This window comes from Fumia xinanensis, from assembly GCF_014384905.1.
In the GTDB taxonomy this organism is placed as follows: Bacteria; Bacillota; Clostridia; order Oscillospirales; family Ruminococcaceae; genus Fumia; species Fumia xinanensis.
This window is the reverse complement of record NZ_JACRSV010000002.1, coordinates 44,369-57,524: the sequence shown is the minus strand read 5'-3', so window position 1 is coordinate 57,524 and position 13,156 is coordinate 44,369. Positions and strand designations below refer to the sequence as shown.

Genomic DNA, 13,156 nt, shown 5'->3' with positions numbered 1-13,156 from the left:
CAAATGGGGTTCTTTGAACCCGCTTTGCGCTTTCCACTCTTATTTCACGCCTTCCCAAGAAAGGAATGAAGATCAATGCTCGTAAAATTTGAAGGATTCGCCTTTGTGGACGGCGGCGTTACCGCCTCCAAAGGCTTTCAGGCGGCGGGGCTGCACTGCGGCATCCGCGCCAACAAAACTAAAAAGGATCTGGGGCTGATCACAGCCAATAAACCCGCTGTTTCCGCCGCCGTTTACACCCAAAACAAGGTAAAAGGCGCACCCTTGGACGTGACGAAAGACCACCTGAAAAATGGCAAGGCCCAAGCGGTCATCGTCAACAGCGGAATTGCCAACACCTGCAACGCCGACGGCATCGAAAAGGCGGAACTCATGTGCGCCATCGCCGCCAACGAGCTGGATATGGCTTCGGACGACATCATCGTCGCTTCCACCGGTGTCATCGGCCAACCCTTGCCCATTGAGCCCATCGAGGAGGCTATGCCCGACTTGGCGAAATCCCTCGCCATCGACGGAAACGGCGATTTTGCTCAAGCCATCATGACCACCGATACCGTCAAAAAGGAAGTGGCGGTGGAGTTCCTGTTGGGCGGGGTCAAATGCCGCATCGGCGGCTGTGCCAAAGGCTCCGGCATGATTCATCCCAACATGGCCACCATGCTCTGCTTTCTCACGTCCGACGTGTCCATCGCGCCGGAACCCTTACAGATCGCCCTGAAACAGGTGGTGGACGAAACCTTTAATATGGTGAGCATCGACGGGGACACCTCCACCAACGACATGGTTTCTCTGATGGCGTCCGGCGAGGCCAAAAACCCGAAAATCGTCACCCAGGACGAAAATTTTGAGATGTTTTTAAACGGCCTCTATGTGGTGCTGATGAACCTGTCCCGGATGATCGCCAAGGACGGCGAGGGCGCCACCAAGCTTCTCGAGTGCATCGTCAGCGGCGCCAAGGACAAACATCAGGCGAAAACCGTTGCCAAATCGGTCATCACTTCTTCCCTATTCAAAGCCGCCATGTTCGGCGCCGACGCCAACTGGGGAAGAGTCCTCTGCGCCATTGGCTATGCCGACTGTGAGGTGGACGTTCATAAGGTAGACGTTTCCTTTGCCTCCAAATGCGGTATGCTGGCCGTCTGTGAGGGAGGATCGGGCATCGACTTTTCGGAGGAAATCGCCAAAGAGGTCCTCTCCGCAGACGAAATCAAGGTCATGGTAAACCTGAACAGCGGCGAAGAATCCGCTGTGTCCTGGGGTTGCGACCTGACCTACGACTACGTAAAAATCAACGGCGACTACCGCACCTGATCTTACGAATCCATTTTGGAGAAAGGCATGATACTCCTATGCTCGACATTTCTAACAGCATAAAAGCGCAGGTTTTAAACGACGCGCTCCCCTATATCCAGAAATACCACGACAAAATCGTTGTCATCAAATACGGCGGCAACGCCATGACTAGCGAGGAACTGAAAAACGCCGTCATGAGCGACATCGTCCTTTTGAGCCTCGTGGGCATCAAGGCGGTGCTCATCCACGGGGGCGGCCCGGAAATCAACCAGATGCTGCAAAAAGTCGGCATCGAGAGTAAATTCGTTAACGGCCTTCGGTACACCGATAAGGAAACCGCCGAGATCGTCCGGATGGTGCTGGCCGGTAAAGTGAACAAAGAGCTGGTCGCCCTCCTGGAGCAGCACAACGGCACTGCTTTAGGCCTTTGCGGCTCTGACGGCAAGATGCTCAAGGTGCGAAAGATGAAGGGCGACGACGATTTGGGTTATGTAGGGGAAATCACCGATGTGGACGTAAAGCCCATCATGGACGCCCTCAATAACGGTTATATCCCCGTTGTAGCCACCGTCGCCACCGACAGCGAAGGCCAGGTCTACAACATCAACGCCGATACGGCCGCTTCCCGTATCGCTTCGGCACTTGGGGCGGAAAACCTCATCCTCATGACCGACATCCGGGGGCTTCTGCGGGACAAAGACGATGAAACGAGCCTTATCCCAGAGGTCAACGTCAGCGAAGTGCCTTTTCTCGTCAAGCAGGGCATTATCTCCGGCGGCATGATCCCGAAAATCGAGTGCTGTGTCGAGGCGGTGCGCCGTGGCGTGCAGAAAACCTGCATCATCGACGGGCGCATCCCCCACTCCATCCTCATTGAAATTCTCTCCAACGAAGGTATTGGCACCCTGTTTAAATAAGGAAGGACTGACCCAAAATGGACTTTCAGCATGTCAAAGAGCAAGATAAACAATACATTATGAACACCTACGGCCGTTTTGACGCCTGTATTGTCAAAGGAAAAGGCGCTGTTTGCACCGACAGTAACGGCAAAGAATACGTGGACTTCACCAGCGGCATTGGGGTCAATTCCCTTGGCTTTGGAGACGAAAGCTGGGTGAAAGCCGTCACCGAGCAGGCGGGGAATCTCGCCCATATCTCCAACCTCTATTACACCCTCCCCGACGTGGAGCTGGCAAAAACCCTCTGCGAAAAAACCGGCTACAGCCGCGTTTTCTTCGGAAACTCCGGCGCGGAGGCCAACGAAGGCGCCATTAAAGTCGCCCGGAAGTACAGCTTCGACAAGTACGGCCCGGGACGCAACGGCATTATTACCCTGCTAAACTCCTTCCACGGCCGGACGGTGACCACTCTGGCCGCCACCGGTCAGGAAGTATTTCACAACTACTTCTATCCCTTCACCGAGGGTTTTTCCTACTCCATTGCCAACGATTTTGACGACTTTTTGAAAGCCGTCGGCAAAACCACCTGCGCCGTCATGATGGAGTTCATTCAGGGCGAAGGCGGCGTCAACGCCTTGGACAAAGACTACGTGAAAAAGGTGGTCAGCTACTGCAACGAACATGACATCCTTGTCATCGGCGACGAAGTCCAGACCGGCATCGGCCGGACGGGCAAGCTCCTCTGCGGCGAGCATTTCGGCGTGCAGCCGGACATCACCACTCTGGCAAAAGGCTTGGGCGGCGGCCTGCCCATCGGCGCGGTGCTGGTAAACGACAAGCTCAAAGACGTTTTGGGTGCCAGCACCCACGGCACCACCTTCGGCGGCAACCCGGTGGTCTGCGCCGGGGCAAACGCGGTGCTGAAAAAGGTGGCCAACGACCCTTTCCTCAAAGAAGTGGAACTAAAGGGAGAAAAAATCCGCGCCTGTCTCGCCTGCTGCCCCGAAGTGAAATCGTTGAGCGGCCTGGGGCTGATGGTCGGCATCGAGCTGAAAACAAAAAAGAGCGCCGATGTGGCCAAAGCCTGTCTCGAAAAAGGGCTGTTGGTTCTCACCGCCAAGACGAAGGTCCGCCTGCTGCCGCCCCTCACCATCACCGACGAAGAACTGACCCGGGGCCTCAACGTCCTCTGGGAAGTGTTATCTTAATAGAAAGAAAGGAATGAGCCTTATGAAACATCTGCTGAAATTAAGCGACTGCTCCAAAGATGAAATTCTCGACATCCTAAACCTCGCCGACCAGCTAAAATACGAGCAAAAGCACGGCATCGCCCACAAACGTCTGGAAGGCCAGACTCTGGGCATGATTTTCCAGAAATCCTCCACCCGTACCCGGGTTTCCTTTGAGACCGGCATGTACCAGTTGGGGGGCCAGGCGCTGTTTCTTTCTTCCCGCGATTTGCAGATCGGCCGCGGCGAGCCGGCGCAGGACACCGCCCGAGTTCTCTCCCGGTATCTCGATGGTATCATGATCCGCACCTTTGCCCAGAAGGAAGTGGAGGATTTGGCGGAATACGGCTCCATCCCCATCATCAACGGCCTCACCGACTACTGCCACCCCTGCCAGATTCTCGCCGATTTGATGACCGTCCGGGAACACAAAGGCGCCCTCGAAGGTCTCAAAATGTGCTACATCGGCGACGGAAACAACATGGCGAATTCCCTCATCGTCGGCGGACTGACTGTTGGCATGGAAGTGACCATCGCCTGCCCCGACTCCTACCAGCCTGACCCGCAGGTACTGGAGTTTGCGAAAGCCTACGGCGATAAATTCTCCATGAGCGAGAACATCCTAGAAATGGCCGCAAACGCAGATGTGGTCACCACCGACGTTTGGGCTTCCATGGGCCAGGAAGAGGAAGCCGCCGCCCGCCGGAAGGTTTTCGAGGGCTACCAGATCAACGACGCGGTTATGGAAGCCGCCAAGGAGAGCGCAATGGTACTTCACTGCCTGCCCGCCCACCGGGAGGAAGAAATCACCGCCAAGGTGTTCGAGGCTCACGCCAACGAGATTTTCGACGAGGCGGAAAACCGTCTCCACGCCCAGAAGGCCGTTATGGTCAAGCTGATGGAGAAGAAGTAAAAACGCTGAAAATAAAAGAATCCGTTTCCGGAATTCCGGAAACGGATTCTTTTTGTCCTTTTACTTCCCGCAGTAATACCGAATTGCCTCGCTGACAAAAGCGGCGGTGCCTTCTCCGTATTGGTCGAGGTTTTTCTGAAACCGCTCGTCGCAAAGGTACATTTCCCCGAGACCCGCGATGATTTCCTCGGTGCAGTCATAGTAATGCGCCGTGATATGCGCCTGCCAACGCCGCACCAGCTCCTGTGCCTCCGGACTTGCCGGGTTTTTCCTCACAAGGGCGGCGAAACTGCGGAAAATTCCGTCCATCTCTGCCTGAATCCCGGTCCAGTCCTCCTTAGAGTAGCCGCCTGCCCTCCGTTCGCTCTCCACGTAGGCCGGGGTGTTCCCCCAGCGGCTTTTCGTCTCCTCGGCAAACTGCTTTCTCGCCGTTTCCACAGCGGTTACGTCAAATGCTTCAAAACTCATATCCTTTTCTCCTTTCAGCGTATCATCTGCAAGGCCGATGAGCCGGTCGAGCCGCTCCCGCTTGAGCTTTAACAGCTCCCGGTGGTTCCTGAGCGCTTCTCGGCGGTCGTATCCAGGGCTTTGCATCATTCCCCGGATCTCTCTGAGGGGAAAATCCAGCTCCCGGTAAAAGAGAATCTGCTGGAGCTCCGCAAGCGCTTCTCTATCGTAATACCGGTATCTGGATTCGCTCAGCTCCGACGGTTTTAGCAGCCCGATTTCATCGTAATAATGAAGAGTGCGCACGCTGATCCCGGTGAGCTTCGCCACCTCGCTGACTGAATATTTCTCCATGGGTTTTCTCCTCCTTTCGGCCTTGATTTCATCCTACACCATGACGCTGCGTTAGAGTCAAGAGATTTTAAAAATATTTTTCAAAAAGAAAAACCGGCGGAAAGTATTTTGCCTTCCGCCGGTACTGTTTAGTTTTTGAGGCTCTGCAGCGGGGCGGGAATCCGTCCGCCGCGATGAATAAAGGTCTCGGGGCTGGTGTAATTGATTTTCATCACCGGACCGCTGCCCAAAAGTCCGCCGAATTCCAATTCCTCGCCGATTTTTTTGCCGATGGCGGGAATGACGCGGACAGCGGTGGTCTTGGAGTTGACCATGCCGATGGCCGCCTCGTCGGCGATGATGGCGGAGATGATTTCCGGGGTCACGTCGCCGGGCAGGACGATCATGTCAAGACCGACGGAGCAAACCGCCGTCATGGCTTCCAGCTTCTCGATGGATAAGGTGCCGCAGCGGGCCGCATCGATCATGCCAGCGTCCTCAGAAACCGGGATGAACGCGCCGGACAAGCCGCCCACATGAGAGGATGCCATAACACCACCCTTTTTAACCGCGTCGTTTAAAAGCGCCAAAGCCGCTGTGGTGCCGTGGGCGCCACACATCTGAAGACCCATTTCCTCGAGAATGTGGGCCACCGAGTCGCCCACCGCCGGAGTGGGAGCGAGAGACAAATCTACGATGCCGAAGGGCACACCCAGCCGCTCTGACGCCTCAGTGCCGACCAGTTGGCCCATCCGGGTGATTTTGAAGGCGATTTTCTTGATAAGGTCAGCCACCTCGGTCAAGTTGGCGTCTTTGGGCAGTTTAGAAAGAGCGGCTCTCACCACGCCGGGGCCGGAAACGCCCACGTTGATGACGCAGTCGGGCTCACCGGGGCCGTGGAAAGCGCCCGCCATAAAGGGGTTATCCTCGGGGGCGTTGCAGAACACCACCAGCTTTGCGCTGCCGATGCAGTCACGGTCGGCGGTCAATTCAGACGCCCGCTTGACGATCTGCCCCATGAGCCGCACCGCGTCCATATTGATGCCGGTTTTGGTAGAGCCGATGTTTACAGAGGAACAGAGGTGGTCGGTGACGGTGAGCGCCTCAGGAATGGAACGGATCAGTTCCTCGTCCCCGGCGGCAAAGCCTTTCTGCACTAACGCGGAATACCCGCCGATGAAGTTGACCCCCACCTGGTTGGCAATTTTCTCCAGGGTTAAAGCGTATTTCACCGGGTCACCGCCGCTGGCTGCCAGCAGCATGGCGATAGGAGTGACCGAAATCCGCTTGTTGATGATGGGAATGCCATATTTTTTCTCAATATCCTCGCCAGTGCTGACGAGATGCTCCGCTTTCCGGCAGACTTTTTCGTAAATCTTTTCGCAGGAACGGTTGATGTCACCATCAGCGCAGTCCAACAGGGAAACCCCCATGGTCGTGGTGCGGATGTCGAGGTTTTCCTCCTCGATCATCTTGATGGTTTCCATAATATCATGAACGTTAATCAACTTATTTTCAGCCCTTTCGTCAAATCGGTTAAATCCGGTGCATCGAGTTGAAGATGTCCTCGTGCATTACGTGGATGTCAAGCCCCATCTCTTTTCCCAGAGTGCTGAGCATATCCGACAAAGCGCCGAACTCACAGGAAATTTTGGAGATGTCCACCATCATGACCATGACGAACATGTCCTGCAAAATGGTCTGGGTCACGTCGACGATATTGGCGTTGGCCTCCGCGCATTTCTCGCTGACTTTGGCCAGAATCCCCACCGTATCCTTGCCGACTACTGAAATAACTGCACGCATATAAAATCCTCCAGATCCTTCAAAATAACGCCCTCTGTAGGGTCAAAACTACTATTCAGTATACTAGATTTCCATAAAAATTACAAGGTTTCTCCCCAGAAACAGTAGAACCCCCAAATTTCCCTGCGGATTTTCCCCTTCCCTTGTCCAATAAGGCAAGAAGCCGCGGAGAAATTTCTCCGCGGCTTCTGATTCATCCAAATGGTTTAGAATGAAATATCGTGGGCGACCTTATAAAGTTCCATCGGAAGTTCTTTTTTCATCTTCAAGGCTTCCTGAATATCGTAATCGACGATTTTGCCGTCTTTCTGAGCGACGACGCGGTTGCCGATTCCCTGATGCAGCAGTTCCACCGCGTGGTAACCCATCTGGCTGGCGACGACACGGTCGGTGACCGTGGGATTGCCGCCGCGCTGTACGTGGCCAAGAATGGTTTCACGGGACTCGATGCCGGTTTTCTCTTCGATTTCCTGCGCAATCTCCTTGGCGTGGCCGATTCCTTCTGCCACGACGACGATAAAGTGCTTTTTGCCCAAAGCGCGTGATTTCTCGATTTTTTCGATGACAGCGTCGATGTCCGGCTTGATTTCCGGCACCAGAATATAGGATGCGCCGACAGCAATGCCGGTGTTGAGCGCAATATAGCCGGCGTTTCTGCCCATGACTTCAACGACGCTGCACCGGTCGTGGGACTGGGCGGTGTCACGAATGCGGTCAACCATATCCATAGCGGTATTCATGGCTGTATCATAACCGATGGTGTAATCGGTGCAGGCAATGTCGTTGTCGATGGTGCCGGGAATGCCGACACAGGGGATACCGATAGAGGAAAGGTCGCCCGCGCCGCGGAACGAACCGTCTCCGCCGATGACAACCAAACCTTCGATGCCCGCTTTCAGGCAGGTTTCTTTTGCCTTCTGAACGCCGGCCATATCTTTAAATTCTTTGCAGCGTGCGGTATACAGCATGGTTCCGCCGCGATTGATTATATCGGAAACACTTCTCATATTGAGCTCGATCATGTCGCCATTGATGAGGCCGTTATAGCCGCGCATGACGCCCAAAACTTTCATGCCATATTGCAGTCCTGTACGCGCCACACTTCGAATGGCGGCGTTCATACCGGGAGCGTCTCCTCCACTTGTTAAAACTCCTATTGTTTTCATTTGGTGATACTCCTTCCAAATATCTTTCCTATCAAATTTCTCCATATACAATTGTATTGTTTTTTTTGCAACTGTCAAGAGGATTTGGATGATTTTGGCGCTTTCACTACAATATTGTTACAATTTTAACAGCTTTGTGAAATCTTCGTTCAAAGACTCCTCCCGTTTACGGGCGGATGCCTCGTGCTCCTTGACGACAAAATAGTAAATCTTAATCTTCGGCTCGGTGCCGGAAGGTCGAATCACCGCTTTGCATCCGTCTTCCAGCTGGTACATGAGCACATCGGACGACGGCAATTCAATTGGTTCCTGCCTACCGGTCAGGCAGTCTTTTGCCAGACGCTTTTTATAGTCGTTAAATCGGGCGACTTTGATTCCGCCAATTTCCGCAGCGGGATTTTCCCGGAGCGACTGCATAATGGCGTTCATGTTTTCCATACCGGCTTCCCCCTCGAAGGCAAAGCTCTTCTGAGTGCACAGATGGTAGCCGTATTTGGCATACAGTTCGTTTAATACGTCCACCAGGTTCTTGCCCTGATCGGCGTAAAAAGCCGCCATCTCACAGATGAGCATGGAGCCGACCACAGCGTCTTTGTCGCGGACATAGGTGCCGGACAGATAGCCGTAACTTTCTTCAAATCCAAAGATGTAGCGGTTTTCTTCTCCTTTTTGCTCCAGTTTGCCGATGAGTTCGCCGATGTACTTAAAGCCTGTCAGCACATCCACCACTTCCACGCCGTATTCCGCGGCAATACAGTCGATAAGGCTGGTGGTGACGATAGTTTTTACCGTTAACGGATTCTTAGGTAATGTGCCCAGTTCCTTGCGCTGAGAAGCAATGTAGTTTAAGAGCAGGCAGCCCACTTCGTTGCCGGTAATCAATTTGTATTCGTCCTGATATTTTACAGCGATTCCCACCCGGTCGCAGTCCGGATCGGTAGCCAACAAAAGGTCGGAGCCGGTTTCCTCACAGAGCTTGAGTCCCAGAGCAAGCGCTTCCTTGATTTCTGGGTTCGGAAAAGGACAGGTAGTGAAATTCCCGTCCGGCTTTTCCTGCTCTGGAACAACAGTCACGTCGTTTAAGCCAATGCGCTTTAATATCTCACGAACCGGTTTGTTACCAGTGCCGTTCAGGGGTGTATAAACCAGCTTGAAGCCGCTTTTTTGGACCAAATCGCCGTGAAGGGACTGGCTCAGTACGTTGCTGTAAAAAGCCTCTTTCACCTCGTCACCGATGTAGGAAATGAGGCCTTTTTGAAGCGCTTCCTCAAAATCGATGACTTTCACATCATCGAACTCGTTGACGGCCTTAATGTTGGCAAGAACGGCGTCAGCCGTTTCATTGGTAATCTGACAGCCGTCAGAACCGTAGGCCTTGTAGCCGTTATATTTCGCCGGATTGTGGGAAGCTGTCACCATAATTCCCATCTGACAGCAAAGCTCTCGTACCGCAAAGGAAAGGCAGGGGGTGGGCATCAGTTCCCGGTAAATATGCACTTTTATGCCGTTAGCAGCCAATACTTTCGCCGCTTCTCTGGCAAAAAGGTCAGACTTGATACGGCTGTCGTAACTGACGGCCACCGCACCGTCTGACCAATTGTCGTTGACGTAATTTGCCAGGCCCTGGGTCGCCTTGCGGACGGTGTAGATGTTCATTCGGTTGGTTCCTGCCCCGATAACACCCCGCAGTCCTCCCGTGCCGAACTCCAGCTCCCGGTAAAAACGATCATTTATTTCCTCTTCGTTGCCCTTGACAGCGTTTAGCTCCTCTATTAAATCTTTGTCTTCTAAATCTTTTGTAATCCATTCCAGATATTTCGCATTCTCCACTGAAAATCCGTCCTTTCACCAGCGCATCCGAGACGAAACCGCCTGCGCGCGCAATATTTATGGAACTTTTTCAATTTGGGCAAGTCCCCACCCTTTCATGATAAACGATGGAATCGACCGCTGTCAATAGATTTTCCATGAAATTCCCAAGAACTCATCGACACAATACGCAGGCCAATCCTGTCGATTGGGAGCAAACGACTGATTCCGCTTCTTTTCCCCAAAAATGCCGGTGCAATTTGCTCTATTACAAATAATCGCTCCGAAGGTATCGTCCTTCGGAGCGGATTTTGATTAAGCGAATATGGAAAGCAAAACGCCTGCCGCAATAGCGGAACCGATAACGCCTGCCACGTTGGGACCCATGGCGTGCATCAAAAGGAAGTTGGTGGGATCGGTTTCCGCGCCGACTTTCTGGGACACACGAGCCGCCATCGGGACAGCGGACACACCCGCGGAACCGATCAGGGGATTAACTTTACCTTTGGTGACGATGTACATCAGTTTACCGAACAGCACGCCGCCAGCGGTACCGATACAGAAAGCCAGTAGACCAAGGACAATGATCAAAATGGTTTTCCCGGTCAGGAAATACTCTGCCGTAGCGGTAGCTCCCACCGTCACACCCAAGAAAATTGTGATGATGTTCATTAATTCGTTCTGGGCGGTTTTAACCAAACGGTCAACCACGCCACTTTCCCGCATCAGGTTACCAAGCATCAGCATACCCATCAAAGGAGCTGCATCCGGAACCAGGAAGGAAACGAGAAGAGTTACAATAAACGGGAACATCAGCTTTTCCACGCGGGAGACAGGACGAAGCTGGGCCATAACGACCGAACGCTCCTTCTTGGTAGTTAAAAGCTTCATAATGGGAGGTTGAATAACGGGAACTAGTGCCATATAGGAATATGCCGCAACCGCAATGGAACCAAGCAGGTGAGGAGCCAGTGATTTTGCAACCAGAATAGCAGTAGGGCCATCTGCGCCGCCGATGATACTGATACCGCCGGCCTCAGTAGGAGTAAATCCTACCGCCAACGCACCGAAGAAAGTGACGAAAATACCGAGCTGAGCCGCAGCACCAAGCAAAAAGCTCTTGGGATTGGCAATCAAGGGACCGAAGTCCGTCATAGTGCCGATACCAAGGAAAATCAGGGGCGGATAAATGCCCAATTTAACGCCTAAATATAAAATATCCAGCAATCCGCCGCTGTGCAGTACCTCTCCAAAATCAATACTGCTTTCAATATAATATTCCATATGGAACAATTCTGTATTTGGAATGTTGGTAAGAAGCATACCAAACGCAATCGGGAGAAGCAGAAGTGGTTCATATCCCTTTGCAATTGCAAGATAAGCAAGGAAGCAGGCAATGGCAATCATCAGAAGCTGTTGCCAGTGGACCGCCAAGAATCCAGAGGACGAAAGCAACCCCTGAATACTTTCCATAAAAGTTTCAAACATGGTTTCAATTCCTTTCTCTATGGATTTGCCGGCTAAAAGGGCCGGGTATTTTCAATGACACCGGCCGTTCCCCACGCAGAGGAAGTCTGTCTGGTGCGCTTGATGCTCTTGATGACGAAGGAACCGTTATTGCCCTCTTCACTGAGGATAACGCTGACGGCACCTGTAATTGCGGCGACTACTTCATCGGAAAGCCCGTCGTCAGAAACCACTTCCACTAATTTGGGGGAAGCGGAAGGCACCAATGGTTCCTCTTTTTTATTTTTCTTTTCCCGCGGTTTACCTATATTCTCCATGATTTTGCCAAAGGCCCAAAAAATTACTACCAGTACAATCAGCGCTGAAAAAACCACAATGATTCCCGTGAAAAATGTAGCGACCGCCTGGCCCCAGTCCACGTTTTGTACTTTGAACAACCAGTCGTTGAACCAATTACCCATATGCTTAAACTCCTTTACAATGGTATTATTTGAATCTCCGGCTCAGGAGAAGAAAAAAAGTTTATGTGACGCATGTCATATAAAGTCTGCCACCGCATAGAAATTTGTCTCCCACGCAGGCAGATAAGGGTGATGCCTGAGGTAAATCCGATAGGCCGGCTCGATTTTCTTGAGAAGCAGCGGCAAATCGAAAAGATCTTCGTTTCGGTGATAACCGGAAAAAGCAAGTTTTGGCTTTTGGGCTTGGAGGGTTTTCTGTGCGCCCAAAAACGCTTGCCGTTCTGCTCCTTCTACATCCATCTTAATAAAAGTACATGGCTTGTCTTTTAATAAACTGTCCACAGAACGAACTGGAACCTTTACCCGTCCGGTTTCACTTAAAAAAGAATTGCGCCCAGCCCGATTATCGAAGCAAAGATTGGTGTCCTTTTCCCATATTCCCTCATTTAAAAGAACAGTTCTATCCCAGCCGCAGCGTTCCGCGTTTTTTTGCAGCTTGCGAAAATTTTTGACATCCGGCTCCAGCACTGTTACTGAACTGTATTGCCCATTGGTCTCTCGCAGAAATTCCTGAACAGTATCCCCGTCGTATCCGCCTAAGTCCAGATAATGTTCTTGTGCTCCCAAACAGAGAATTCGTTCATAGACTTCCGATTTTGGCGTTTCGATTTCCCGAAGCAGCTCAATTTTTCCGCTGAGTTTAAAATTTAAAACGTTTTCAAAAACTCGTTTGGAAGTTTCATCCGCCAGCAGAGAATAGCTCTCATCAAGTTCTTTTCGATGACTAAAAAAGTAGTCCTCGTCGAACAGGCCATCGCCAAAAACCGGCACATCAGGCGCCAGAACTTCGTGGCGACGATGAAGGTCAAATATTTTTTGGAGCAGTTCGGGAGTAAAAGCGGCAAAGCAGAGAAGGACCAGAAAATCGTCATGTTCCGCCTCAACTTCACTGAGTTTTTTCACTGGATATCCCTCAAAGGAATGGCCCCGGACGTACTCGTCGCTTGCAAAAACGCCGCTGATTTTTATCCCGTATTTTCGGCAGGCAGCCATAATTTTGAGAGCTCCATCACCCATTCCATACAGTATAATGGGACGAGTTTCCCTTTGGAGCCTTCGCCAGATGGACTCTTGTTTCACAAAATCAAGCAACCCCAAACTCCCCCATGATAATGATGGTATTATTATACCGTAATATTTCCACTTTGTCTATAGCTTAACAATCATTTTTTGATAATTTATTCAAAAAACTTTATTGCCTTTAGACTGGAGATACTATCAAAAGTTTTCGATTGTTTTAGAGGAAAACAGAAACATTCCCCATAGACAAGCC

At 51.8% G+C, this 13,156-nt stretch carries 12 protein-coding genes; 4 read left to right on the top strand and 8 right to left on the bottom strand.

The window, feature by feature from the left end; all coding sequences use genetic code 11:
* Positions 1-75: 75 nt before the first annotated feature.
* From argJ to argF, 4 genes are read left to right on the top strand one after another with little or no spacing between them, the layout of a single operon-like run.
* Positions 76-1,311, top strand: coding sequence for a bifunctional glutamate N-acetyltransferase/amino-acid acetyltransferase ArgJ (argJ, locus tag H8710_RS06845; RefSeq protein ID WP_249294768.1), 1,236 nt, complete (start codon positions 76-78; stop codon positions 1,309-1,311).
* Between the two features lie 38 nt (positions 1,312-1,349).
* Positions 1,350-2,210: an acetylglutamate kinase gene (gene argB, locus H8710_RS06840; RefSeq protein ID WP_249294767.1), complete on the top strand. Its 861-nt coding sequence runs from the start codon at positions 1,350-1,352 to the stop codon at positions 2,208-2,210.
* Between the two features lie 17 nt (positions 2,211-2,227).
* Positions 2,228-3,400, top strand: coding sequence for an aspartate aminotransferase family protein (locus H8710_RS06835; protein ID WP_249294766.1), 1,173 nt, complete (start codon positions 2,228-2,230; stop codon positions 3,398-3,400).
* 22 nt (positions 3,401-3,422) lie between these two features.
* Complete coding sequence (gene argF, locus H8710_RS06830; RefSeq protein ID WP_249294765.1) at positions 3,423-4,334, top strand: ornithine carbamoyltransferase; 912 nt, start codon at positions 3,423-3,425, stop codon at positions 4,332-4,334.
* Between the two features lie 60 nt (positions 4,335-4,394).
* Here argF and H8710_RS06825 read toward each other — a convergent pair whose 3' ends face one another.
* From H8710_RS06825 to H8710_RS06790, 8 genes are all read right to left on the bottom strand, one after another.
* Entirely contained in the window at positions 4,395-5,135 is a 741-nt protein-coding gene (locus H8710_RS06825; RefSeq protein ID WP_249294764.1) for a MerR family transcriptional regulator, read from the bottom strand.
* Positions 5,136-5,263: 128 nt separating this feature from the next.
* Positions 5,264-6,622, bottom strand: a complete 1,359-nt coding sequence (locus H8710_RS06820; RefSeq protein WP_249294763.1) for a PFL family protein — start codon at positions 6,620-6,622, stop codon at positions 5,264-5,266.
* A 28-nt stretch (positions 6,623-6,650) separates the two neighbouring features.
* The gene (locus H8710_RS06815) at positions 6,651-6,920 is read right to left on the bottom strand and encodes an ACT domain-containing protein (protein WP_249294762.1); all 270 of its coding nucleotides are present in this window, start codon (positions 6,918-6,920) and stop codon (positions 6,651-6,653) included.
* Positions 6,921-7,126: 206 nt separating this feature from the next.
* The gene (gene pfkA, locus H8710_RS06810) at positions 7,127-8,086 is read right to left on the bottom strand and encodes a 6-phosphofructokinase (RefSeq protein ID WP_249294761.1); all 960 of its coding nucleotides are present in this window, start codon (positions 8,084-8,086) and stop codon (positions 7,127-7,129) included.
* A gap of 117 nt (positions 8,087-8,203) precedes the next feature.
* On the bottom strand, positions 8,204-9,916 hold the full coding sequence (locus tag H8710_RS06805; RefSeq protein ID WP_249294760.1) for a phosphohexomutase domain-containing protein: 1,713 nt from the start codon (positions 9,914-9,916) through the stop codon (positions 8,204-8,206).
* 294 nt (positions 9,917-10,210) lie between these two features.
* Positions 10,211-11,383: a sodium ion-translocating decarboxylase subunit beta gene (locus H8710_RS06800; protein WP_249294759.1), complete on the bottom strand. Its 1,173-nt coding sequence runs from the start codon at positions 11,381-11,383 to the stop codon at positions 10,211-10,213.
* A 32-nt stretch (positions 11,384-11,415) separates the two neighbouring features.
* Positions 11,416-11,823 carry an OadG family protein gene (locus tag H8710_RS06795; RefSeq protein WP_249294758.1) on the bottom strand — a complete coding sequence of 136 codons (408 nt, stop codon included), beginning with the start codon at positions 11,821-11,823 and terminating at the stop codon, positions 11,416-11,418.
* A 75-nt stretch (positions 11,824-11,898) separates the two neighbouring features.
* Positions 11,899-12,975 (bottom strand): FkbM family methyltransferase, encoded by a 1,077-nt coding sequence (locus H8710_RS06790; protein WP_249294757.1) that lies wholly within the window; start codon positions 12,973-12,975, stop codon positions 11,899-11,901.
* Positions 12,976-13,156 lie beyond the last annotated feature (181 nt).